Below are 25,738 nucleotides of genomic sequence, written 5' to 3'. Positions count from 1 at the left end.
AAGTGCCCGCTATCGCACATACAGATGGCCCATTGCAGCGGTTGGCCTCATCACATCTATTCTGCGGTCGCGGCCCGCATCGCCGTCATTCGCTGCGTCTGCGACATCGTAATTTGCCCAAATTAACGTAGTGTAAGAGGAAACGGGTTTTTGGACAATTGTATTCGAACGACAGTTTTGGAAACCGACCCGTCCAGAGCGCAAATGCCGGTGACAAGCACGTTAATTGCAGGCAGCAGTATTGATCACTTCGTCGCTTTTGGCATGTGGCAAGTAACAGAGCGTTAGCAATTGGTTGTGCCACGACAACAGCATAACCTAGGGTCGCGGGGTATTTCGCTTGATGCCGGATTGGTTGTGCCATATCGCTTAGACACATGGGGCGTATTTTGGATGTTGCAAAGTTATGAATACCAAATTTATCTGCTTGATAACCACTGTCAGCATGATCACGTTTTTATCTGGATGCGGCGGATCAGGCGGTTCAAGCGGCTCAGGCAATGATGAAGCGGCTGCTGTTGCATTCGCTGATCCCACCTCAACACAGACTGATCAGCTGCGTAGCATTTCGTTCGATGCAACTAACAAGACCGTTCAGACGCTCATTGGCGAGATAAACCGTACTGCGGATACAGCTAGTATTGCGGGCAAAAGTGGCGGCATTAATGATTTGAGGACGGAGGTGGCTATTGCATCGGGCGGAATTATCACGCTCTCGCCAGAGGATGGCCGGTTCGCCGTTAGGTTTACTGCCGATCCATCAACTGGAAATCGTCTGATCGGTATTGTCGGCGCGCCGACACCGGTTCCGGCTTTGCCGATAGGCACGGTCAGCTACAGTGGTGATGCCCAGCTTTCAGTGCAAAGCGGTACCGATCTGTATACGCTTTCTGGTGACGTTACTATCTTGGGTAATTTTGGCGGTGGGACAATCAATACCACCATCGATAGTCTATCGGGTACTGTAACAAACGGCACATCCAATCCGATTGAGGTTGCAGACGTGGCCAATATCCAGATCACCGGATCAACGCTAAGCGGCACTGCTTTTTCTGGTGGAGCAGCGACGATAAGCTCGTCCGAATTCTCGATCGGCGCTTCAGCGTCAGTCGCATTTGAGGGGTCCGTCTTTGGCCCATCTGCGACCGAGGCAGGCGCAGTCATCATTATTGACGACACGATTGACGGCGACGTTGTAATATTTGGCGATGTACTGGCTCAGCAATAGCGTGAGACTGATCGGTGAACCTAAAAAATGGCGAGTTTAACATGCTTCAAAGCGACGAGTTTCTTTTGGCCGGTGGTACTTTCGATCTTAGTGCAAATAGTGATGCATCAGTAACCCTTTTTGACGACGGTGATGAACGCTATGTCGCGATTTTTGCACTGTTTTCTAAATTCATGAATGCGGCGGATGCATATGATAATCCAAATGCCGAGCCCAATGAAACAACTGTGGTGGGGACTTCAAGCCAAGATTTGATCCACGAGGATACGCACTCAGATGACGGACAATCTGGACCGGAGCGAACAGCCGTCAGTTTGACAGACAACAGCTACGAGATCGCCCAAGAGGAGCAAGCTTCGGTGCAAGAGGACCGCAATGTCGCGGATTATGATGCTGGCGGTGCGGCGGCCAAACCACCGGCGTCGGCGCTGCCGGAACTCTCTGCCGCCAAATATGATTTCGCCGTCGCCAGCGAAGAGCAACAAGAAACTGCAAAGATAATGCCAGCCGAAACCGTGCTGCGCGCGACAGCTGCTGCGGACGTACCGAGGCAATTGATTGAAGGCGACGACACATCGGAATTTCTCGTTGGTACATTTGCTGATGAGGATATTCGAGGCAACGGAGATAATGACACGATCCTCAATGCTGGCGGGAACGATATTCTTTCAGGTGGCGATGGAAGTGATCTCATTGTTTCGATATCGGGAAGCAATGTTATCTCTGGGGGGGATGATTTCGATTTCCTGATCGGTGGCTACCAAGACGACATCATCCATGGGAATGGTGGTGATGACCTTCTGCGCGGTGACATATCAACCTACCTTGCTGGCCGGGATATTCTGATCGGTGGTGACGGTGATGACATCCTAGAAGGTGGCGGCGGTGCCGATTTGTTCGTTTTCTCAACGGGCGATGGAAACGACTTTATCGCTCGTTTCAATTTCGATTTCGATAACTCAGCAAATTTAGGATTCACCGGACCCGACTTTGTTGTGGGTGTTGATAAAATCTTACTGACAGATTTCGGCTATGCTTCGAGCGTAGAGGCATTGGGTAACTTTACCGAAGTCGATGGTTTCGCAACATTCAATGATCAAGGAACGCAATTCACAATTGCGGGCGTCTCAGTCACCGACTTGAGTGCGGATGACATCGTTTTGGTAACATCCGTGGTCAGCGATAGCGGCGACGAGGATATCCCCATTTCCGGCATCTTGGCGGACCCTGATACAGCGCCATCCGACCACTTTTGCCTGACCGTGAATGCTGAGAACGGTCTCGTTACCATCAATGCCGATGGCAGCTACACCTACACCGGGTTCGCTGACTTCAACGGGATTGACCGGTTCACCTATTCGGTTACCGATGCCAACGGGGCAGTTACATACGAAACGGTCGAACTGCTTATCAACCCGATAAATGACGCACCGCGCGACCTGACCGATGCCGCAAAAACGGGAAGTGACACCCCTTTGTCTGGCGCATTGACGGCTTTTGATGCTGAAGGCGACGCTTTGACATTTTCACTCATCGATGCGGCTGAAACCGGTACGGTGGTAATCGATACAGATGGAAGTTTTGTGTATACGCCTGCCTCCGGTTTTCTGGGGCAGGACAGCTTTACTTACAGTGTCAGCGATGGAAATGGGGGCGTCACAACCGAAACTGTGACGATTGACGTGACTGTCGCCTTGGACGAAGACGACACGACATCGGGTGATCTGTCGGCAAGTTATCCAGATGCAACCACACTTGATTTCATGCTCACGGCCGGCCCAGCAAATGGGAGCTTAGATCTGAATGCGAATGGTGCATTTACTTATGCGCCACCTGACGACTTTAACGGGTCTGACAGCTTTACCTACACCGTTAGTATAGATGGCGGCACGCCCGAGATTGTGACAATCGTTATTGATGTCACGCCGCTGAATGACGCGCCCGAGATCCAACCGATTGACGCAATAAGCATAACTGAGACCACTGATACCGGGGATATGACCGGCGAAGTCACCGTCGAATTCACGGATGTGGATCAGGGCGATGTCGGGCACACAGCCTCTGTTACTGCCGTGGGTGCGACAGGTGATCTGGCCGGGCTGACACTTGATAGCGCAGGGCTGGAAGCGTTGCTGACGCTGGATGATGTCACCAAAACCGCCAGCTCACCTACAGGTTCGGTGGACGTATCTTTCAATGCGGCCTCAACCGTCTTTGATTATCTGGGTGAAGGTGACCAGGTCACAATTACCTATGAACTGACGATTGATGATGGCGATGGTGGCATGAGTGTGCAGGCATTCGATGTCGTTATCACCGGGACCTTTGATCCGGTTGCGCCATTCGATCTGGCCGAAGTCGCACAGGCGGGTAATGATACTGGCTTTGTGATTAATGGTGCCTCCCCAAACTCTGAAGCCGGACGTTCGGTCAGTTCTGCGGGTGATGTCAACGGCGATGGCTTTGATGATGTGTTCGTTGGCGCGACAAACGGCCAGATCGCCGGTGGCGGATTTGTTGTGTTTGGGCAAGCTGACGGTACCTCTGTTGAACTGTCCGATATCGTTGGCGGCACCGGTGGGTTCGTCATTACAGGCGACCAATTCACGGGCACCAGCTTTCCTGTTGTCAGCAATGCAGGCGACGTCAACGATGACGGTCTGGATGATCTGATCATCGGTTTGCGAGACCCCAGCCCTAATGGCGTCCAATCGGGGGCCAGTTATGTTGTCTTTGGCAAGGGCGATGGCAACGCAGTTGACCTTGATGATATTGAAGTCGGCACAGGCGGATTCGTCATCAACGGATCGGCGAGCTTCGAGAAGGCGGGCATGTCCGTGAGCAACGCTGGCGACGTGAACGGTGATGGGTTTGATGATCTTTTTGTAGGGACTGAGAACGCTACGGAGACTGGCGCAAGTGCTGTCGGTGGCGATGGTGCCGGCTATGTTGTGTTCGGCAAGGCCGATGGCGCGGCGGTAGAAATCTCTGACATCAAGGATGGTATTGGCGGGTTCTCCATCACTGGAGCAGATGCAAACGACCGTGCTGGTATATCTGTCAGCAATGCCGGGGATGTGAATGGCGACGGATTTGATGATCTCATCATTGGTGCAAAATTCGCGGACCCCAATGGGTCGGCGTCCGGTACCAGCTATGTGGTTTTCGGCAAAGTCGACGGAATAACGATTGACCTGGCTGATGTTGAACTTGGGACTGGTGGTTTTGCTATCCACGGCATATCGGCCGCTGACAATGCAGGTCTATCCGTCAGTAATGCAGGCGATGTAAATGGTGATGGGCTCGACGATCTTATTGTCGGTGCGCCGTTTGCCGATCTGGATGATACGTTGTCGGGATCACTCAGCGGCTCCAGCTACGTTGTCTTTGGCAAGGCGGATGGATCAGCGGTCGAACTTAGCGATGTTGTTGATGGTATTGGCGGTTTTGCGTTCGAGGGAACGCAAGGCCGCGAGCAAGTGGGCAGATCCGTCAGCGCAGCGGGCGACATCAATGGCGACGGCCTTGCAGATCTGATTGTTGGATCCGGTGATAACGGACTGGGTCTCAACAAGACCTTTGTTATTTTTGGTAAGGCGGATGGCGAGGCAGTTCTGCAAGCCGACATCGAGGCTGGTATTGGTGGGTTCGTGATTACTGCCGCTGAAAGCGGTGACAACATGGGCGTGTCGGTAAGCAGCGCTGGTGATGTGAACGGCGATGGCTTTGACGACTTGATCATTGGCGCCCCGGAAGGCGATCCAAACGGGAGTGACATTTTTGATCAATCTGGAACAAGTTTTGTAATATTTGGCGGTGACTTCACAGGTGCCGCAACGCAGATTGGCACTGCTGGAGATGACACTATTGTTGGTCAAGACGTGGCCGAGGCGCTGTTCGGTGCTGCGGGTAACGACATAATTGCCGGCAATGGCGGCGGCGATCGCCTTTCTGGTGGCGCTGGTAGCGACACGTTTGTTTTTATTGATACTGATGGCATAGAAACGATTGCCGATTTTGAAGACGGCCTTGCGGGACAGGATATCATTGATGTTTCAGCATTTGGCTTCGCGACGGCGGCTGACGTGTTGAACTTGGCCGAAGCGAGCGGCCCTGGTGGGCATGATGTCGTAATTCAGCTTGATACCGATAGCGCGATACTGCTCCAAAACTACGATCTTAGTCAGTTAGATGCCGCCGATTTTCTAGTTTAGTTTTCAGCTGACGATCCTTTCTTTGGCGTCGAGAAATCAATAAGAATCTACCGCTGGAAAGTCATATGGCGAAAGATGTTCGATATAGTGCTAGATATCCAATGTGTGTTTTGGATGCCTGCGCATCGGACGTTTACGTCGGCATACAAAAAAGGAAAAAGGGGCTCTGAGCAGACTTCTCAGGTTCGTGATCAAACTGAACGGCGGTTCTTGCACAAGCTCTGTACACATCACGCACCTGCAGCGAACGGCAGCTCTCCGCACTCTCTGCATGATACCCTCCGCCGCATGCTCCCTCTAAAGCCCCAGCCCGCGCTGCCTGCCAAATGCCCAATCGATACCGCCGCCGGACATGCCGACACCAGAGACCTGCAGCCCGATGCGCCGCTCGAGCGCTTGGTTCCACGGCACAAGGCTGAACCCCAACCCGTCATCGATCATGGCGAAGCGCCCGCTACCAAGTTGCGTACTGCCGGTCAGTTGGCCTGCGAACTGGTTGCCGGGTGTCACGGACTTCCAGGTTAGTCCTTGTTCCGCAGCCATCGCGCGCCCGACACGTTCCACTTCCCGGCCCTCCAGACGCTGGATGAGGTCGCGCGGGGCGCGAATGCGACCGTCCCCGAGATCAATAGCATCGCCTCGTTCCACCAGCACGCGTTTGCGTTGGTCCATCGCCCGGCCTGCTTCTGCACCGAAGCCGGTCTCCCTCACTGAACCCCGCCGCTGCGCCACTAGTTCCCGATCGAGCCAGGTCGCGCCGTCGTGGGCCACCTGTTGGTCTAGGCCGATGGGCGACAACACCTCCACGCGCGGGCCGGGGCCGTGGCGTTTGCGATCATGGGCCAGCCCCTGTTTTGGCAGGTCCGTCGGCACTTTCCAGTGATCCTCACTATATCGCTCGACGATCCCGGCGCGCCGCAGGGCCTCAAGGCGGCGCACATGGGCGGCGACGAAGCGGTCCAGACCGGGTCCGATCCCCTGTTCCTTTGCGATTTCGATGTGCCGGGACGGGCGATAGGTGCCGTCATTATCAGTGGCGGCAAGGATGTTGCTGTCCGCCACCCTTGCTTCTGTCGGCGGCGGTGTCGCCGACACGATCATACCGCGTCCGATGTCGTCGCAGTGGTCGGCACGAACCTCGATCTGGTGCACCCGACCGTCGGTGCCGTCGATGACCAGCTGCATCCGGTCGCCAGACCCGTCCCCCGCGAGTTCCTTGGCAAGAACCCGACCAGCGATCTGCTGCTGCAGTCCGTCTCTGTGCATGGTGAGCTGAGAGGTTCCGCGCTGCGCCTCGAGATTGTTTGCTTCCAGCGCGCGATATATCGATTTGATGATATCGCCCCGCTCCCCCATCGCGCGCAATGTTCGCTCCGTGCTGTCGTCCAGACGCCAGACACCCGGCGCGATCTGCTCAGCCAGACTGAGCTTTTCCAGATACTGCGCCCGGCCAATCAACAGCGCGCGATTACGCTTCATCGTCTCCAGCATGTCCTTGTCCGGTCGCAGATCGGCGAACTCGTTGTTGGCCCGCTGCTCTGCCATCAGCATCCGGTCGAGCCGGGTGAAGCGTTCCGCGTGCATTTCGCGGCGTAGTTGGTCGGTCACTTTGAGATCGGTCTGGCGGCCAAGTTCCAGCGTCACGATGTCGGTCGCCCTTTCGCGGACGCCATGCGCGATGTAATCCCCGGCGATGTTCAGAATCTTGCGGTCGTCGGTGATCCCTCGAACAAGGATATGGGTATGCGGGTGCCCGGTATTGTAATGATCGACCGCGATCCAATCGAGCCGCGTCTGTAAATCGGCCTCCATTTGCGCCATCAAATCACGGGTCGTCTGGCGCATATCGGCTAGCTCCACGCCGTCTTCTGCGGAGAAGATGAACCGGAACTGGTGGCGGTCCTCACGACCCCGGTCGAGGAAATCCTGGCCATCGGCTATGTCTTGATCCGCCGAATAGACCTGACCCTTTTCGCCGTCCAGCGTGACACCGTCACGCTCCAGATACCACAGATGCGCATCGACCGCCTTGCCGCTCACAAACGACCGCCCGCGCGATGCGCCGCGTTGCGGGTTCAGCTTCACGATCCGCGCTTTCACGGCCACCCGGCGGGCACGGGTTCGGGTCCCGTCGGGACGGCGGGACCACGGGTTCCGACCTTTCAACTCCGCCGCCACCTTGGCCCCCTGACCGCGGGCGTTGAACCGTCCGCTTACCTTCCTCTTCCCGGCAAGCCTGTTGGGATCACCGCCCGCCTGGCGCCGCACGCGCGGGGCGCTCTGGACGCGGTCCCGAACCTTGCCGGGGCGGATGCGGAGGTCGTTCTCATCGCGTGTCATGAGACCACAATCGACGTCTATTCTGGGCCAATCAAGCGGTGTTTGAAGAGCATTGAAGCACAGCGTGCAAAGAGAGGCCGTAGCGAATTCCTGCGCGAACGCACCTCGCTGTGTGCCACGTCAATACATTGAAATTATTTCTAAAACCGGAAAATCTTGCCGCAAGACACAGTGCGACCCATCGGATATCTCGCCAAAAAACAATGTGCAGACAAGAACTTAGGGGCGAAGGCCCGGCCAGCGAGGAACTCGCTTTATCTTGCCATCCCCTTCCGTTGCTCCCTGGCGGCTCTCCCAAGAGGCGTTTCAGGTGATCTTTTGCATGATTCCAGCGAGCCAATGTTGCCGACCGAACCGGCTTGATTCGAAATACGGCAACAGCGCTCTGAGGTGCGCCGGTCGCCAGTCGAATTCATCATGAGACGCCGATGCGCTGGACAATCCAACTGTCCGATTTGTACGCTGTGACAAGCCGTTTTGCGAGCAGCGGGCTGATGCTCTGCACAATCCAAACGCGCCGACCCATGCTATTTCGCATGACACTATCAGCACGCCCTTCAACGTCTTGTACGCGTCCGGCACAGCCGTTCGATCCCGCGCGGATCGAGGCGGCGCTGGTGAAGGTCGCCGTGCTGGTCGCGGAGGATGCAGCGTTCGCACCAATCTTCGAGCGATTGGAGGCGGAACTGGCTGCAGCCGTTAGGGAGGAAACACGGCTCACCGAAGCGCAGCGCCGGGCGCGGACGCTGCTGGATCAGAAGGCGATCCCGCGCACAAGCTCTGCGACGTGGTCCAAAGACGCGCCCTTGCCATATCGTTCCCGGTCCAATCGGTGACCGAACAGGTCACGCCGGATACGGTCGTCGATCCCGGCGGCGAGCATGCGGTCTTCGAAGGAGTGGCGCAACGAGTAGAAGGAATGGCGTGGCGTCTCGAGCAGACCATTCGCCCTCAAGAACTTGTTCACGACTGCGCTCAGGGTGGCGCGGTTGCGGTAGCGTGGGAAGCCCTCGGGATATTGCCTGAAGGCTTCCAACGAGACGCCCGTCAGCGGGATCACGCGGCGGGCGTAGTGGCTCTTTAATTGGCGCCCCTCTGCTTCGATGGAGATATGTGGCACGTCGCAATCGAGCCGGATCGTGTCCGCCGTGAGCGCTGCCCCTTCGGACGGGCGGTAGCCGGTGTTGATCATCCCCATCAGCAAAGCGCGCGCTTGGCCATTCAAGCCGTCCAGCGCGCCGGCGGCGAGCAGGCGTGTCTTGATCCACTCCTAGCTGAACGGTGGGCGGGTCCGCGCCTCGCCCTCCTTGAAGGACAACTCGCCCAAGGGCAGCGAGAGCCCAAGTCGTTTCATCGTGTTCACGGTCTTCAACACGTCGCCGAGATGGATCAGGTCCTTGTTCGCGGAATTGGCGGTGACCTCGCCCGCCTCAATCCGGTCGAGCCAGTGCTGGCGGAAATCCAGCACGTCATCGCGGGTGATGTTGGCAATCTCCTTATCGCCGACGATGGCGACGAAGTTGTTCACCGCCTTCTTGCGTGGCGCTTTCCAGCGGCGCAGCTGATCCTCGCTTTTGCCGAAGGTCTTCTCTCTCGCGAGCGTCCAATAGAGTTGCAGCGCCTTGGTGACCGTGATGCGGGGTTCGGGAACAGTGCCGAGAAGGGCGGCGGCCTCGACTGCATCGGGCTGGTTTGCCGGGGCCGGGATAGCGTCAACTCGTTCGACGACATCCTCAACCGGCAGTTTGGCCACATTGCCCGCGTCCAGATACCGAAAGCCGCGAACCCGGGCGAGGTCGCGGGCCGCCTCATACCGGGCCTCCGCGTCGTCGCTATTCCCGGCCAACCGCGCTTCCTAGGCCTCGATCATCTGGGACCACGCGCGATCCGCCTTGCTGTGGGCGACCGTCTCCGAGTCAGTATGCAGGCTGATCCAGACCGTTTCGCGCGGCTCAACCCCCCGATACCGGCGCGGAACGCGGCGGCGGAGGTGGAAGAGACGGCCTCTTTTTGCGATGCTCATGGCGCACACCTTCCGCATTTGTGCAGCAAATTGTGTAGCAAAATGTGCAGTAAATCAAGCGGACCAAGAGCCGCCATAAGCGCGAAAACGCCGAATTCCGCCCTACTATCAGATGGTTAAGTGAAGATAGATTTGAGGAAAATGGCGGAGACGAAGGGATTCGAACCCTCGAACGAGTTTCCCCGTTACTCCCTTAGCAGGGGAGCGCCTTCGACCACTCGGCCACGTCTCCGTTGATGCGTCTATCAGGAATTTTCTTATGATCACAAGTGGAAACTGTCCTCTATGGCGCTTTGCGGGCCGGGTTTGCGTTTGGTCTTGCACTGCCGTGTCCCGAACATTGCGAAAATTGCAGATATGATATAGAACAAATAGTGAACATTAAAATGGATTCGGTGTGTCGTGTATGAGTTCGCTTCGTATGCACAAAACTTTGGCCGGGCAGGGCGTGCGCCCTGCTACAATGCCCCATACCCTGTCAGAGGTCTTTCCAGCCCATCCCACAGACGCCAGCGCTGTGGGTTTTGTCCTGTCTCGTTTGCCTCGTACCAATGCGCCGATCCTTTGGGTGCAAGACCGCCTGTCGCGCAAGGAGGCCGGGCGCCCTGCGTTGGTGGGGATTGGTGTGGATCGGCCTGTGATCATAGTCGATCTGTCGCGTGCCGCCGATGTGCTTTGGGCGATGGAGGATGGTTTGCGATGTCGTGCTTTGGGTGCAGTGATTGGCGAGGTTTGGGGCGATCCTCCCAGTTTGGATTTTACGGCCACCAAGCGCTTGGCCTTGCGCGCGGAAGCCGCGAATGTCGCCTGCTGGCTGATCCGTCGTGCCGCCAGCCCCGATTTGAGCGCCGCGCGCGATCGCTGGCGGATTGCCAGCCTGCTGTCTGCGCCGCATCCGCACGACGCGCAGGCGCCTGGGTCGCCACGCTGGGCGCTCGATCTGTTTCGCTCGCGTCGGTCCAAGCCGGGGCAATGGGTGGCGACCTATGACAGGGCGGCGGATCGTGTCCATCTCGCTCCCTCAGCTCGCGATCGAGCGGTGGAGCCGCGTGATGGCGCGCTGCGGGAACGCGCCGCCGGATGATGTGCCTGTGGTGCTGGCCCGCGAGGGGCAGCATGGGCCGGTTATTCATGCCGCTAATCGCACCGCCCGGATTGAAGGTATTCTGCCGGGGTCGCGCGTGGTGGATATGCGTGCGATTTGCCCCGAGTTGCAGGTGGAATATGCCGATGAGGCGGGCGATCATGCGGCGCTTGATCGTTTGGTGCTTTGGGCGCGTCGCTGGTGCCCTTGGACCGCGCGCGATGGTGATGATGGTCTGATTTTGGATACGACCGGGGCCGATCACCTTTGGGGTGGTGAGGCTGCGATGCTGGTGGAGATGGAAACCCAACTGTCTTTGCTGGGGCTGACCGCGCGTTTGGCAGTGGCGCCCACTTGGGGGGCGGCTTGGGCCTTGGCACGGTTTGGGCCGGTGCGCTCGGTTTGTGGTCCGGATGAAGCGTATTTCAAGCTGGGTTCTTTGCCCGTGGCCGGGCTACGGTTGGATGATCCGACACTACTTTTGTTACGCCGCTTGGGGCTAAAGACCATTGGTGCGGTCATGGATGTGCCCCGCCTGTCGCTGACCCGCCGCTTTGTGAAAGCCGAGTTGCAAGCTAATCCGTTGATGCGGCTGGATCAGGCGATGGGCAAGCTGGCAGAGCCTGTTTCAAGCGTGGATGCCAAGCCGGTGATCCGTGCGCAGGCGCGGCTGGCCGAGCCGATCTTTGATCCGACCCCTTATTTGCCGGAGCTGTGTGAGGATCTTTGTGACCAGCTCAAGCAGGCGGGCTTGGGCTGCCGCCGCCTGCATTTGACGGTTTACAAGACGGATGGCGATGTCAGTTATGTGGATGTTGCTACTTCGGCCAGCACCCGTGATGCGGGCCATTTGCATAGTTTGTTCCGGGATAAGGTAGAGCGGATTGACCCTGGCTTTGGCTTCGATCTGATCACCCTTGCTGCCGGAGCGATTGAAGAGATGCAGGATGAACAGACCCGTCTGGATGGCGGATCGGATGATGATCTGCATCTGACCCTGCTGATTGACCGGCTGAATGCAAAGTTCGGCCCGCGCTCTGTCACTCGCCCGGTGCTGCGTCAGAGCCATGTGCCGGAGCGGGCAGAGATGCAGATTGCAGCTTTGGCGGGGCGCCCCGATGAAGGTGCGGTCTTGGCCAAGGAGCGTCCTTTGCGTTTGCTTGATCATCCTGAGGAAGTGCGCGTGCTTTATGCTGTCCCAGAAGGCCCGCCTGCGCAATTCATCTGGCGTAGACAAACGCACCGGGTTGCCCGCTATGCCGGGCCAGAGCGGATTGCACCTGAGTGGTGGAAAGACCGTCCGGGTACCCGGTTGCGTGATTATTTTAAAGTAGAGGATCAGACAGGGCTGCGACTGTGGCTGTACCGTGAAGGTCTGCATGAAGATGGGCGCGGCGGCGATCCGCGCTGGTTTGTGCATGGGATGTTCGCGTGATGATCTGGGGTTGGCGCATGTGGCGACATCAGGATGCCTCCGGCGGGAGTTTTTGGGCCAAGATGAAGGGGCAAGATGGCGGTGCCCATGCCTGAGATGGACAATCAACGCCCCCGCCGCACGATTGAGGATGATGGGTTCACGCGCAATCTGCCTGCGGATTTTGTAGAGCTTGGGGTGACGACCTGTTTTTCATTCCTGCGCGGCGCGTCGGATGCGGTTGATCTGGCGACCACCGCGAATGCCTTAGGATACGACAAACTGGGTTGCGCAGATTTGAACACTATGGCCGGCGTGGTGCGCCTTCATGCCGAAGCGCTGAAGGCACAGATCACGCCCGTCATTGGTTGCCGTTTGCAGTTGGTCACGGGTGAAGAGTTCCTCGCCTATCCGCGTGATCGTGCGGCTTACGGGCGGCTGACTGCTTTGCTATCCAAAGGGAAGATGCATGATGTCGATGGCGCATGGCAGGCCAAGGGTCAGTGCGACATTACGTTGGATGATCTGGCAAAGCATAGCGCAGGCGTGCAGCTTATTGCGTTGCCGGGGGCAGATACTGCTCATTTCAACGCTGGCTTGCGCCGTCTGAAACGTGCATTGCCAACGCTGAAGCACATCGCGGCCAGTTACCTTTATCGTGGTGATGACCGGGCGCGGATCAACCAGCTTGACGCGCTGGCCAAGGCAAATGGCCTGTCCATTCTGGCGACCAATGATGTGCATTATCACGCCCCCGAACGGCGGCCTTTACAGGATGTGATGACCTGCATTCTGCACAAAACCACGATCCACAAGGCTGGCTATCTTTTAAATGCCAATGCGGAACGGCATTTGAAATCGCCCGCTCAGATGCAACGGCTCTTTGCCGAATGGCCGCACGCCATCAAGGCGACACGCGATGTCGCGGATGCTTGCGCATTCAAGTTGACAGAATTGGCTTATGAGTACCCCAAAGAAACCGTCCCTGAAGGGCGCACGCCGCAAGGCTACCTTGAAGATCTGACATGGCAGGGGGCCGCAAATCGCTATCCTGATGGCGTGCCGGAGACGTTAAAAGGGACGCTGCGCAAGGAATTGGCCCTGATCGCGAAACTCGATATCGCGCAGTACTTCCTGACGATCCAGCAGGTTGTAAACTTCGCTCGCTATGAATGCGACCCGCCGATTCTCTGTCAGGGGCGGGGCTCGGCTGCGAACTCTGCCGTCTGCTATGTGCTGGGCATCACTGCCGTTGATCCCGATAAAAACGACTTGTTGTTTGAACGATTTATCAGCGAGGAACGTAAAGAACCCCCCGATATCGACGTCGATTTCGAACATGAACGGCGCGAAGAAGTGATCCAGCACATATATGACAAGTATGGGCGCGACCGGGCCGCCCTTTGTGCCACCGTGATCCATTACCGCCCGCGTATGGCGGTGCGTGAGGTGGGCAAGGTGATGGGACTATCCGAGGATATAACGGCATCTTTGGCCAAAACCATCTGGGGGTCTTGGGGCCGCGAGGTCGGCGCCAAGGAAGCGGCAGAGGCGGGGATCGATCTGAAAGACCCGCTGATGGCGCGCACCATCAAGCTGGCTGATCAGATGATCGGGATGCCGCGCCATCTGGGTCAGCATGTGGGTGGATTTATCCTGACTGAAAAACCTCTGCTGGAAACTGTGCCCATCGGCAATGGGGCGATGCCAGACCGCAGTTTTATCGAATGGGACAAGGACGATATTGATGAACTGCGCATTCTGAAGGTTGATGTGCTTGCCTTAGGGATGCTGACTTGCATCCGCAAGGCGTTCGACCTGATTGAGGCGCATTATGGGGAAAAACTGACACTCGCCAGCATCAAAGAGGGGGATAAGCCCACCTATGACATGCTGTGCAAAGGCGATAGCCTTGGCGTGTTTCAGGTCGAAAGCCGCGCGCAGATGAACATGTTGCCCCGTCTGAAACCGCGCGAATTTTATGATCTGGTAATCCAGGTTGCCATCGTCCGCCCTGGCCCGATCCAGGGTGATATGGTGCATCCGTATTTGCGCAGGCGCAACGGACAAGAGCCTGAAGACTACCCCTCACCGGGGTCAGAGCATGACCCTGATGAGCTACGCAAGGTTCTGCAGCGCACCAAGGGTGTGCCGATTTTTCAAGAACAGGCGATGAAAGTCGCGATGGTTGCGGCAGAGTTTTCACCCGATGAGGCCAACCAACTGCGCAAGGCCATGGCGACTTTTCGGTCGCGGGGCACGATTGGCGCGCTGGAGGAAAAGATGGTTGGTCGCATGATAAAGCGTGGCTATGATCCAGAGTTTGCCAGTCGCTGTTTCAACCAGATTAAGGGGTTTGGTGATTATGGTTTTCCTGAAAGCCATGCGGCCAGTTTCGCCCATCTGGTCTATGTTTCCAGCTGGATTAAATGCCACTACCCGGATGTGTTCTGCGTCGCTTTGCTGAATTCACAACCGATGGGGTTTTATGCCCCGGCCCAGATCGTACGGGATGCGCGTGAGCATGGCAAAATCGTGCGTGCGCCGGATGTGAACTATAGCGACTGGGACAATACGCTGGAACCGATTGCCCCTGGTCAATTCGCTGTGCGCCTTGGTCTGCGTCAAATTGATGGTATGCGTCAGGATATGGCGCAGCGGATGATGGATGCGCGTGCGCAGCCCTTTGTCAGCCTTGCAGATCTAAAAGAGCGCGCAAAGCTGGATGCAAACACCATGCGCAAGCTGGCCGCCGCCGATGCTGTGCGCTCGATGGCGTTGGATCGCAGACAGGCGCTTTGGGATTCACGTGCGTTGCGGGACGCACCGGATTTGCCGCTTTTTGCGGAAGAGAAGGATGAAGGGGCAGAGGTGCGGTTCGACTTGCCACTGATGCCTGTCTGCGAGCATGTGGTGGCGGATTATCAGACCACGCGGCTGTCTTTGAAGGCGCATCCGATGTCGTTCTTACGGCGCAGTATGGACAAGCAGGGCTATACCCCAACCCGCATGTTGGATCAGTTGCGCAATGGCCAATCCATCAAACTGGCCGGCATAGTCCTGATCCGCCAGCGCCCCGGCAGCGCCAAGGGTGTATGTTTCATCACGGTCGAGGATGAAACCGGGGTGGCCAATTTGGTGGTCTGGCCTAAAGTGATGGAGGCTTATCGCAAGGTCATCATGCGCGCCCGAGTCATTGATGTGCGCGGCACGCTACAGCGCAGCGAAGACGTGATCCATGTAGTCGCCAATCAACTGACTGATCGCAGTGACGCGCTAGAGCGGTTGTCGCATGACCCGATGGAGCCATCTTTGGCCCATGCCGATGAGGTTAGGAAATCAATCCCAAACGACCCACGCGGGCGACATCCGCGTGATGTGCGCATAATCCCAAAGTCGCGTGATTTTCATTAACCAAACGGTCCGACCTTCAGGATCAGCCCATTTCGACTGTGTGAAACGTGATGGCCCCCGCTTGCAGCGTGCCATACCCTAGAGGGCAAGAAACTTACGTCTGCTCACGTGTCATCCCCGTATAATGCGATACTGTACTACGTGGTGTTGTGATCAACGAAGAAGTCGTACTTTCTGGCGTTCGATCATCTGGCAGCTGTTCCTTTGACTGGATTGACCCTATGCATATTGGGAATATCTGATGCGAAAGACCTCCATGCGGCTGAACCTCAAACAACTCGAAGCCTTTGTCTGGGTTGCTGATTTGCAAAGCTTTCGGCGCGCGGCCGAGCGTTTGAACACCACCCAGCCAAATATCTCGGCCCGGATTGCCGGATTGGAACAGGCGCTGGGCACGACGTTGATGACGCGGGATGCAGGCTCTGTCCGATTGACGGGCAAGGGGCAAGAGTTGCTGGCTCATGCGCGCCGGGTGTTGGATGCGACAGATGCCTTGATCGTCGCTGCAGACCAGAAGGCGTTGATCGAGGGGACGCTTCGCCTCGGGGTGACCGAGATGATCGTCCACACGTGGTTGCGCGCCTATCTGCGTCGTTTGAAAGAGGTCTATCCACGACTAACCGTTGAACTGACCGTCGATTTTTCGGTGAACCTCGAAAAGGGTTTGGCTGAACGTAGCCTTGACCTTGCTTTGCAGAATGAACCTTTCAGTCGTCTTGCCACGGGGCAGCGCGATATCGGACCGTACGAACTGATTTGGATCGCCTCCCCTGACCTTGGCCTTGCCGCGTCGCAGACCATTGAAACGCTGGCGGCGCAACCGATCCTGACCCATGCCCGCGACACCCGGCTTTATGAAGAGGTAGCAGCACATTTTGGTGCGCGCCGTGATTTGACACCGCGCCTTGTGCCATCGACCAATCTGGCCGCGTGTCAGACAATGACGATTGATGGCATGGGCATTGCTGTTCTGCCCGCCGCGATGGTTGCCCAAGACATTGCGTCCGGGTCGTTGGTGAAACTGGCGTATGACTGGACGCCGGAGCCGCTGCATTTCTTTGCGCGCTATGATGAAGAGCGCGCACAACGCTTTGTGGCAGAAGCAGCCATGATCGCTGTGCAGGTCGCCAAAGATCAATAAAAGTTATCGTTTATATCATTTTAAACAATTGGAATTGATCAAGTTGCCGCGTTAGCTTTTGCTTCGTAATCAGAGGACAGCGGAATGCAAAACCATATTCGGATGGGCGTTGATATTGGCGGCACCTTCACGGACGTTGTGCTCGAAATTGACAAGAACCAGTATTCGGCCAAGGTTCTGACGACCTATGCCGCGCCAGAGGATGCAATCATAGATGGCATGCATCAGGTTTGCGCCAAGGCAGGGATCGCGCCTGTTCAAATTCAGCAGATTATTCACGGGACGACGCTGGCAACCAATGCCTTGATCGAACGGCGCGGGGCAAAGACCGCGCTAATTACAACTGAAGGCTTTCGCGATGTCATCGAGATGCGCACCGAAAGCCGGTTTGAGCAGTACGACCTGAATCTGCAATTGCCCGAGCCTCTCTTGCCCCGTCAGCATCGGTTTACGCTTAAGGAGCGGGTGGATGCGCAGGGCAATGTGTTGGTTGCGCTGGACCGGGCGGATGTTGCGGCGTTGGCTGATCAGATTGTCTCTTACGGGTTTGAGAGTATCGCAATTGGCTTGATCCACGCCTATCTGAACGACGGCCACGAACAGATGATCCGCGATGCGCTGGCCGAAAAACTGCCCGGTGTGATGATTTCGCTTTCGTCCGAAGTATCGCCGCAGATGCGTGAGTATGAACGGTTTAATACGACTGTTGCGAATGCGTATATCAAGCCGCTGATGAAATCCTATCTGGGCCGTCTTGAGGGGCGGCTCGCGGATGAGGGTGCTGCCTGCCCGATCTTTCTGATGCATTCGGGTGGTGGGATTATCAGCCTTGAAAGTGCGGCTGATTTCCCTGTCCGACTGGTCGAATCCGGTCCCGCTGGGGGCGCTGTATTCGCCGCCAATATCGCGGCACGATATGGTCTGAACAAAGTGCTGTCTTTCGACATGGGTGGCACAACCGCCAAGATTTGTCTGATCAAGAACCAAACGCCCAAGACTGCGCGGGTGTTTGAGGTGGCGCGCACATATCGTTTCAAAAAAGGATCTGGCATGCCGATTTCAATCCCTGTCATTGATATGGTTGAGATCGGGGCAGGGGGCGGCAGCCTTGCGCATGTAGACGCGATGCGCCAGATCCGCGTTGGGCCGGAAAGTGCGGGGTCAGAGCCGGGGCCCGCCTGCTATGGCCGTGGCGGTGAACGGCCTGCGGTGACGGATGCCGACTTGACGTTGGGCAAACTGGACCCGGATAACTTCGCAGGTGGGTCGATCAAGTTGGACAGCGAGGCTTCGAGCAAGGTGCTGACGACGCTGGGTGCACCTTTGGATATGGATGCGCAGACGGCGGCCTTTGGACTGGCCGAGGTTGTTGATGAGAACATGGCAAATGCCGCACGGGTGCATGCGGTCGAGAATGGCGAGGACCTTGCTGGTTACACAATGATCGCTTTTGGTGGGGCGGCCCCACTGCATGCGGCCCGATTGTGCGAAAAGTTGGGGATAGATCGTCTTCTGGTGCCCACCGGCGCGGGCGTTGGCTCTGCTATCGGGTTTCTCCGTGCTCCGTTCAGTTTTGAGGCGACACGCAGTGTTTACATGAAGCTGTCGGATTTTGAGCCCCAGACCGTGCAGGACCTGCTGAGCGAGTTGGAGACCGAAGCGACGGGATTTGTGCGGACTTGCGATACACAAGCGCCGATCAGGGCCGAATACAAGGTTTATATGCGCTATACCGGGCAGGGCTGGGAAATCCCGATTTCTCTGACCGCAGCGCAGGCGGCGCAGCCTGACGCTGCGACATTCCAGGCGCTGTTTGAGGCGGATTATGCAACGCTCTTTGGCCGAACGGTTGCGGGGATGGATATTGAGATCACAGTTTGGGCCGTAAATGCGACGACTGAGGCGGCGAAGGCGGAAATGTTGGGTGAAACGCCAGCTGAGAAGGCAGGCGCGATAGAAGGCAAACGTGCGCTCTTTGATCCAGCCGCAGGTGTTGCAGTTGATGCATCCCTAGTTTTGCGCAACAACTTGACCTCCGGGGATACCGTCGTAGGCCCCGCCTTGATCACCGAGGATGAGACCACAATCGTCGTGCCAAGCAGCCGCAGCGCTATCGCCCGCCCAGACGGCACCATCGACATCACGGAGAAACGGACATGAGCAATGTGGCCTATCAAGTCATGTGGAACCGCCTGATCTCGATTGTTGAAGAACAGGCACAGGCGCTGGTGCGCACCGCTTTTTCGACTTCAGTGCGAGAAGCGGGGGACCTCTCTGCTGGGGTCTACAATGCGGAAGGTTTGATGCTTGCGCAGGCCGTGACCGGAACCCCCGGTCATGTGAACGCGATGGCGGATGCCGTTGCGCATTTTATCCGCCGTATCGGGCGTGAGAACATCAATGAAGGTGACGTCTATATCACCAATGATCCGTGGGAAGGCACCGGCCACCTGCATGACGTGACCGTGGTTAGCCCGTCGTTTCACAAGGGTAATCATGTGGGTTTCTTTGCCTGCACCGCCCATGTCGTTGACATTGGTGGGCGTGGTTTCGGTGCGGACGCAGCAAGTGTGTATGAAGAGGGCCTCTATATCCCGATCATGAAGTTTGTGGATCGCGGGACCGTCGATGAAACCCTGATCCGCATTGTGCGCGGCAACGTGCGCGAGCCGGATCAGCTGGTAGGCGATATGTATGCGCTGGCCACTTGCAACGAAATTGGGCATCGCCGCTTGGTCGAGATGATGGATGAGTTCGCGCTGAGCGATCTGGAAGGGATTGGCGATTTCATCCTTGAGAACTCGCGCCGGGCGACTTTGGAGCGGATTGCGGCCTTGCCGCGTGAAACTGCGACAGGGGCGATGCGCATTGATGGGTTTGCTACGCCGATTGATCTGAAGGTGAAACTGACGATTGAGGTGGATCGCATGCATTGCGATTTTGCGGGGACGTCGGGGTTGGACAAAAAGGGCATCAACGTGCCCTTGGTTTATACGAAAGCCTATGCCTGCTATGCGCTCAAATGCGCGATTGCGCCAGAAATACCCAATAACGCGGCCTCACTTGCGCCGTTTGAGGTGTCTGCGCCGGTCGATAGCATCGTGAATGCGGTGCATCCTGCACCGGTCGCTTTACGCCATGTGATTGGGCATATGATCCCAGATACGGTCTATGATGCGCTAGATAAGATTTTGCCTGCGACAGTGCCTGCGGAAGGGGCAGGGTGCCTTTGCAATTTTCAGGTCTCATTGCGGCCAGCGCCGGGGAAATCGGGGCAGCGGTCGGAAGTGCTGACCTTCAACTCCGGCGGTGCAGGGGCGCGGCCAACTGTGGATGGGCTGAACGCAACGGCGTTTCCTTCTGGTGTGATGACCATGCCGATTGAGGCAACTGAGCACACCGGCCCCGTGATTATCTGGCGTAAGGAATTGCGCCCTGACAGCGGTGGTGCTGGTGAGCATCGTGGCGGTTTAGGGCAATACATGGAGGTGGGCGCTACTGAGGGTCATGAGTTTGATTTCTCAGCTATGTTCGATCGTGTCGATCACCCCGCACGCGGGCGGCAAGGCGGGCAGGACGGTGCGCCGACAACGATCGTGCGGGATGATGGCACGATGATGCAAGGCAAGGGCAAGCAGCATGTGCCGGAAGGGAGGCGCGTCATGCTCGCCTTTCCCGGCGGTGCTGGCTATGGCGATGCCGCAAGCCGCGACCCTGAAATGGTCAAACGCGATCTTGCGCGCGGCTACATTTCTGCGGAAGCTGCCCGTAACACATACGGATTGAGCGCAGAGACTGTGGATGCCGTCCTTGCTGCGGTCGCGAAAGGAAAAACCGAATGACGCAAGCGCCTGCCAAAACCAGCTATGACGTCGTGATTGTTGGCGGGGCGATGTACGGTTCCTCGGTCGCTTGGTTTTTGACGGATAATCCGGGATTTGACGGGTCTATCCTCGTGGTGGAACGTGACCCGACTTATGAGTTTACATCCACCTCGCACACCAATTCCTGCATGCGCCAGCAGTTCAGTGCGGCGATTAATGTGAAAGTCTCGCAATTTGCCGCTGATTTCGTGAAGAACTTTCGCGACTACATGGGGGACGATCCGCGGGTGCCGGACGTCGCGTTGCAAAGCTACGGCTATATGTATCTGGCTGATAATGAGGCTTTCGCGGCGACCTTGCGCGAAAGCCAAAAGGTGCAAGCCGCGAACGGAGCAGGTACGAAACATATGACCTGCGAGGAAATCGCGGCAGCCTATCCATTCTACAACCTCGATGACATTATCGCGGCGAACCACAACCTCGTCGATGAAGGCTATTTCGACGGCAATACACTGTTCGACTGGTGGAAACGCTCGGCCAAGGAACGCGGGGTTGAATACCTCACCAATGAAGTCATCGCGATGAACCGCAACGCGGCGGGTACGAAGGTAGAAAGCGTGATCCTGAAATCGGGTGAGGTGATCAGCTGTGGCACGGTCGTAAACGCATCCGGCCCGCGCGCGGTGCTGACCAGCCGGATGGCGGGTATTGAAATCCCTGTAGAGCCGCGCAAACGCTATACATTTATCTTTGAGGCGGAAAAGCCGTTAGAACGTGATCTGCCGTTGACCATCGACCCCTCGGGTGTGCACATGCGGACGGATGGTACCTATTATCTGGCTGGCTGTCCCCCGGATGATGATCCGGCGGTGGACTATGATGACTTTGTGCAGGATCACAGCATTTGGGAAGAAAAGGTCTGGCCTGTACTTGCAACTCGTGTGCCGCAGTTCGAGGCGATCAAGCTGCGCAATTCCTGGGCGGGACACTATGCCTATAACACCTTTGATCAGAACGCGATTTTGGGGCGGCACACGGAGGTCGAGAACTTCATCTTCGTGAATGGTTTTTCGGGGCATGGTTTTCAGCAGTCCCCTGCGATGGGGCGCGGGACGGCGGAACTGATTGCCTATGGGGAATACCGTGCGCTGGACCTCAGCCCGTTCAACTATGAGCGGATCGCGAAGGGCGAGAAATTTATTGAGAAGGCTGTGATATGAAAATGTCCGCGAACCCGTTTCTGGCCGCGATCCGTGAAGGTCGTCCGCAGATTGGTCTTTGGGTCAGTATGGTGAGCAACTATGCCGCCGAAGTTGTCGCCTCTGCGGGATACGATTGGTTGCTGGTTGATATGGAGCATGCACCCAGCGACATGGGCATGGTTCTGGGCCAGTTACAGGCGATTGCGCCACATGGATCAACGGCGATTGTGCGCCCGCCCTGGAACGATACCGTTATGGTCAAACGGCTGCTGGATATCGGCGCGGCGGGGCTGTTGTTTCCGATGGTGCAGTCGGTGGAAGAGGCGCAGGCGGCGGTGGCGGCCTGTCGGTATCCACCCAACGGGGTGCGAGGTGTGGCCGGGTCCCTTCGCGCAAACAACTTTGGGCGCATAACGGACTACTACGCCAAGGCTGATGCTGAAACGGCGGTGATCGTGCAGGTCGAGACGCAATCGGCGGTCGCTCAGGCGTTGGAGATCGGACAGGTGGATGGTGTCGACGGTATCTTCTTTGGCCCTGCGGATATTGCGGCTGATATGGGGCTGTTGGGGCAGCATATGTCTGAACCGGTTTGGGATTTGATCCTGACTGCGGCGCACAAGTTGATCGATGCGGGCATTCCCGTTGGCACGCTTGTGACGGACCCTGCGTTTGCCCAAAAACTGCTTGCCGATGGGTTCACTTTTGTGGCCTGCGGCACCGACACGAATTTGCTGGCCAAAGGGGCCGATGCTTTGCTCGCGCAGATGCGCGCGGCGACTGGAAAGGAAACGATATGAAGAAACTTGTGCTGACAGGAGCCGCAGGCCGCCTTGGGTCTTACCTGCGAGAGCCGCTGACAGGCATGTGTGATGAGTTAGTTTCGACCGACCGGAATGGTGACATTGGCAAGCTCTATCCCGGCGAAACTTTCGTGCAGGCGGACTTGAATGATCTGGGGGCGATGGTCGATATCGTTAAAGGTGCTGACATGGTTGTCCATTTCGGAGCAATCGGTGATGAGGCACCTTGGGATGATATCCTGCAATCGAACATCATCGGTGCCTACAATGTTTGGGAGGCCGCATATCGCTGCGGTGTGAAACGGGTGGTCTACGCCAGTTCCGTCCACGCCGTTGGCATGTATCACAAGACCGATACCATCGGATTGGACGCACCGCACCGCCCCGACACTTATTACGGGCTTGCCAAATGCTTTAGCGAAGACCTTGCCAGCCTTTATTGGGAAAAGCGCGGGATTGAGAGTGTTTGCATGCGCATCTTCTCCTGCGCGCAGCCCAATAATGCACGCAGCATTGGGACGTGGCTGTCTTACGACGATCTGATCCATCTGGTCGAACGGTCGATTGACAGCCCTGTGGTTGGGTTCAGCATCGTTTACGGCATCTCGAACAATGACCGCGCTGTGGTCGATAATAGCAAGGCCGGGCATCTAGGCTATCGGCCCAAGGATAACGCAGAGGTGTTCGCGAAAGAGGTGTTTGCCGACACGCCACCACTCGACAATAAAGACCTTGCCAACCTGTGTATTGGTGGACCCTTCGCGACCGTGGAATTGGGCAACTCCGGTGTAGCCGCGCTGGGCGTCGTGGATGATCGCAAAGAGAATTAAGACGTCCGACCTTGCGCTGCCCACATGCCCGCAAGGATCAGCCCCACCCCGATGGTGCGCGCCCAAAGATCACCGGGCGCGCCCATGACAACATCCAGGACAACACCGGATATCATCTGCCCTGCGATGATCAGCAAGGCGGTTTGGGCCGCTCCGATCCGTGCAATCAGCCAGCTGCCTGCGGCGATGAAGATCACACCAATCGGGCCGCCTAAGTACGCCCACCATGGTGATGCGCTGGGTTCCCCGGCGAAAAGCCCGCCAATAAGCAGTGCGACCACGGTGATAAAAACCAGACCGACAAGGTGGTTCCAGAAGGACGATTCCATCGCCGAGGTTGAAAGCGCCAAGCGCCCGTTGATCTGGCGGCTGAGCGAGATCAGTACACCGGCAAGAATGGCAAGAGAGGCAAACCAGATCATGATCCACTCCCGTAGAAGATCAGGATCAGACTGCCCGCGATGATCAGTGTGAGAGCGATGAAGTCGCGCCCCACCGGTGTGCGCTGCGGTAATCCGAAAAGGCCGCGCATATCGGCGAAAAGGCTGAAAACCATCTGTCCGGCCAACCCAAGGGCGATCGTGCCGGACAACGCCAACGCGCTATTGAGCGTGGCAGAGGTCAGCATGACGGTGACTGCACCTGATACACCACCTAGGTAAACCCAAAGCGGTGGGCGCGCTGTATCTGCCCGCTTTGGCCTAAGCACCAGCAAGAACAGCAGGGCTGCCACGGTGCCCGTCAAATGTGGGATCCATGACGCAAAGAACAGTGACCCGTAGGCGGCCAATGTCCCATTGAAAAGCACCATCAATGACAGTAAGCCGCCCGCACCAAAGGCAGCGGCAAAATAAAGCATTTGTTTCGATTGCGACGGCTGCGACATAGCCGCAGGTGTCTAGCCTTTTGCGGCGGAACGCAATTGCTGTTGATGCTTGATGGCACCGAAATACTGCTTTGGATGCTCCGGGCGCGATGATTTGATATCGCGTAGCTGACCAATCAGCCTGCGATGCGGCGGCGAAAGCCAAATCGCCCCATAGTGTGACATCCATCCCGGCAGCGCATCCAGCGCATAGACATGCAGGACGACCAGCCTTTCCTCTGCGCTCAGCGCATCAAAGGGCACTGTACAATGTTGCCGACGCATCAAATCAACGCAAAGCGCAATGATCTGCGGCTGATGATTGGCCGTAGTTGGGGCAATAAATTCGGACCGATAATTGTCGGAAAGGCAAGTCTCCAAATGGTGGAAGCGGTGCTTCACCACGTGATGACCGAAAAGCCATAAAGCCGCCAAAACCATTAACGTAAATACCAGAAAACCTAGCACGCTTATTCCTCTTTATCGCCCCAGTATATGTCTTACTGGGTGCGTTTGGCGATAATTGGTCTTAATTAGCACTTTAGTAAGTCAAAAATAATGACGTCATGGCGGCGTGGCCTTCTTCGTTGACACCCGCAGAATCCCCTTTATAAGCCGCGCATTCATTGGTGTTGGTGGCCCGCGCAAGCGGAACCCTGTCGTCCCGGCCAAATCCGGGGAAAGGACAACGCCCTTCACAACAAAAGAAGGAGATCAGCGTATGACTAAACGTACCGCTGCCAAGTACAAAATTGACCGCCGGATGGGTGAAAACATCTGGGGTCGTCCAAAGTCCCCAGTAAACCGTCGTGAGTATGGCCCCGGCCAGCACGGTCAGCGCCGTAAAGGTAAACTGTCCGACTTCGGTACACAGCTGCGCGCCAAGCAAAAGCTGAAGGGTTATTACGGCGATCTGACAGAAAAGCAGTTCCGTCGCATTTATGGTGAGGCCGAGCGCGTCAAAGGCGATACAGGTGAAAACCTTATCGGTCTGTTGGAGCGTCGTTTGGACGCTGTTGTGTACCGCGCCAAATTTGTGCCAACCGTTTTCGCTGCACGCCAGTTTGTAAACCACGGCCACGTCACTGTGAACGGCAAGAAGGTGAACATCCCGTCTTACCGCGTTAAAGAAGGCGACGTGATCGAAGTGCGTCAGAAGTCCAAGCAGCTTGAGCTAGTCTTGGTCGCATCCCAGCTGCCAGAGCGTGATGTGCCGGACTACATGGAAGTCGATCACAACAAGATGACAGCGACCTTCACACGGACGCCGGGCCTTGGCGATGTGCCATATCCTGTCACGATGGAACCAAACCTCGTCGTCGAATTCTACGCGAAGAACTAATCTTCGCTGCAACC

At 56.9% G+C, this 25,738-nt stretch carries 17 protein-coding genes, 1 tRNA gene and 1 pseudogene; 13 read left to right on the top strand and 6 right to left on the bottom strand.

Features of this window, described 5'->3' with window-relative positions; genetic code table 11:
• The first annotated feature begins 406 nt into the window (after window positions 1–406).
• Window positions 407–1,228 (top strand): HupA family protein, encoded by an 822-nt coding sequence (locus tag BC777_RS07295; protein WP_100367428.1) that lies wholly within the window; start codon window positions 407–409, stop codon window positions 1,226–1,228.
• Between the two features lie 41 nt (window positions 1,229–1,269).
• Window positions 1,270–5,442, top strand: coding sequence for a beta strand repeat-containing protein (locus BC777_RS07290; protein WP_100367427.1), 4,173 nt, complete (start codon window positions 1,270–1,272; stop codon window positions 5,440–5,442).
• A 297-nt stretch (window positions 5,443–5,739) separates the two neighbouring features.
• Here the strand turns inward: BC777_RS07290 and BC777_RS07285 are convergent, their stop codons facing one another.
• Complete coding sequence (locus tag BC777_RS07285) at window positions 5,740–7,782, bottom strand: DUF3363 domain-containing protein (RefSeq protein ID WP_100367426.1); 2,043 nt, start codon at window positions 7,780–7,782, stop codon at window positions 5,740–5,742.
• Between the two features lie 428 nt (window positions 7,783–8,210).
• Here BC777_RS07285 and BC777_RS19650 point away from each other — a divergent pair, with 428 nt between their 5' ends.
• On the top strand, window positions 8,211–8,618 hold the full coding sequence (locus tag BC777_RS19650; protein ID WP_168769097.1) for a hypothetical protein: 408 nt from the start codon (window positions 8,211–8,213) through the stop codon (window positions 8,616–8,618).
• Here BC777_RS19650 and BC777_RS19645 read toward each other — a convergent pair.
• A pseudogene (locus tag BC777_RS19645) lies at window positions 8,537–9,805 on the bottom strand (tyrosine-type recombinase/integrase). The gene BC777_RS19650 and the pseudogene BC777_RS19645 sit on opposite strands and share 82 nt — an antisense overlap.
• 142 nt (window positions 9,806–9,947) lie before the next feature.
• Window positions 9,948–10,037, bottom strand: a tRNA-Ser gene (locus BC777_RS07275).
• 174 nt (window positions 10,038–10,211) lie between these two features.
• On the opposite strand from BC777_RS07275, the gene BC777_RS07270 reads away from it, so the two are divergent.
• From BC777_RS07270 to BC777_RS07230, 9 genes are all read left to right on the top strand, one after another.
• Window positions 10,212–10,889: an ImuA family protein gene (locus BC777_RS07270; protein ID WP_100367425.1), complete on the top strand. Its 678-nt coding sequence runs from the start codon at window positions 10,212–10,214 to the stop codon at window positions 10,887–10,889.
• Window positions 10,858–12,324, top strand: a complete 1,467-nt coding sequence (locus BC777_RS07265; protein ID WP_211095361.1) for a Y-family DNA polymerase — start codon at window positions 10,858–10,860, stop codon at window positions 12,322–12,324. Before BC777_RS07270 ends, BC777_RS07265 begins: the two co-directional genes overlap by 32 nt.
• A gap of 87 nt (window positions 12,325–12,411) precedes the next feature.
• On the top strand, window positions 12,412–15,717 hold the full coding sequence (locus BC777_RS07260) for an error-prone DNA polymerase (RefSeq protein ID WP_100368046.1): 3,306 nt from the start codon (window positions 12,412–12,414) through the stop codon (window positions 15,715–15,717).
• Window positions 15,718–15,958: 241 nt separating this feature from the next.
• Window positions 15,959–16,858: a LysR family transcriptional regulator gene (locus tag BC777_RS07255; protein WP_245834190.1), complete on the top strand. Its 900-nt coding sequence runs from the start codon at window positions 15,959–15,961 to the stop codon at window positions 16,856–16,858.
• 84 nt (window positions 16,859–16,942) lie between these two features.
• Complete coding sequence (locus tag BC777_RS07250; protein ID WP_100367422.1) at window positions 16,943–19,018, top strand: hydantoinase/oxoprolinase family protein; 2,076 nt, start codon at window positions 16,943–16,945, stop codon at window positions 19,016–19,018.
• Window positions 19,015–20,700 (top strand): hydantoinase B/oxoprolinase family protein, encoded by a 1,686-nt coding sequence (locus BC777_RS07245; protein WP_100367421.1) that lies wholly within the window; start codon window positions 19,015–19,017, stop codon window positions 20,698–20,700. The genes BC777_RS07250 and BC777_RS07245 overlap by 4 nt, the downstream gene beginning before the upstream one ends.
• Window positions 20,697–21,902, top strand: a complete 1,206-nt coding sequence (locus BC777_RS07240; RefSeq protein WP_100367420.1) for an NAD(P)/FAD-dependent oxidoreductase — start codon at window positions 20,697–20,699, stop codon at window positions 21,900–21,902. Before BC777_RS07245 ends, BC777_RS07240 begins: the two co-directional genes overlap by 4 nt.
• Window positions 21,899–22,684 carry an HpcH/HpaI aldolase family protein gene (locus BC777_RS07235; protein WP_100367419.1) on the top strand — a complete coding sequence of 262 codons (786 nt, stop codon included), beginning with the start codon at window positions 21,899–21,901 and terminating at the stop codon, window positions 22,682–22,684. The genes BC777_RS07240 and BC777_RS07235 overlap by 4 nt, the downstream gene beginning before the upstream one ends.
• The gene (locus BC777_RS07230) at window positions 22,681–23,517 is read left to right on the top strand and encodes an NAD-dependent epimerase/dehydratase family protein (RefSeq protein ID WP_100367418.1); all 837 of its coding nucleotides are present in this window, start codon (window positions 22,681–22,683) and stop codon (window positions 23,515–23,517) included. Before BC777_RS07235 ends, BC777_RS07230 begins: the two co-directional genes overlap by 4 nt.
• Here BC777_RS07230 and BC777_RS07225 read toward each other — a convergent pair.
• Genes BC777_RS07225 through BC777_RS19210 form a run of 3 tightly spaced genes read right to left on the bottom strand, consistent with a single transcriptional unit; the run spans window position 23,514 to window position 24,667 of the window.
• Window positions 23,514–23,939 carry a DMT family transporter gene (locus BC777_RS07225; RefSeq protein WP_100367417.1) on the bottom strand — a complete coding sequence of 142 codons (426 nt, stop codon included), beginning with the start codon at window positions 23,937–23,939 and terminating at the stop codon, window positions 23,514–23,516. The genes BC777_RS07230 and BC777_RS07225 overlap by 4 nt on opposite strands.
• Window positions 23,936–24,376 carry a DMT family transporter gene (locus BC777_RS07220; RefSeq protein WP_245834188.1) on the bottom strand — a complete coding sequence of 147 codons (441 nt, stop codon included), beginning with the start codon at window positions 24,374–24,376 and terminating at the stop codon, window positions 23,936–23,938. The genes BC777_RS07225 and BC777_RS07220 overlap by 4 nt, the downstream gene beginning before the upstream one ends.
• 39 nt (window positions 24,377–24,415) lie before the next feature.
• Window positions 24,416–24,667, bottom strand: a complete 252-nt coding sequence (locus BC777_RS19210) for a hypothetical protein (protein WP_133122528.1) — start codon at window positions 24,665–24,667, stop codon at window positions 24,416–24,418.
• Window positions 24,668–25,103: 436 nt separating this feature from the next.
• On the opposite strand from BC777_RS19210, the gene rpsD reads away from it, so the two are divergent.
• Window positions 25,104–25,724, top strand: a complete 621-nt coding sequence (gene rpsD / locus BC777_RS07210) for a 30S ribosomal protein S4 (protein ID WP_100368045.1) — start codon at window positions 25,104–25,106, stop codon at window positions 25,722–25,724.
• The last annotated feature ends 14 nt before the right edge of the window (window positions 25,725–25,738 follow it).

The sequence above is a fragment of the Yoonia maricola genome (assembly GCF_002797915.1).
GTDB lineage: Bacteria > Pseudomonadota > Alphaproteobacteria > Rhodobacterales > Rhodobacteraceae > Yoonia > Yoonia maricola.
This window is presented reverse-complemented; position numbering and strand designations above follow the sequence as displayed.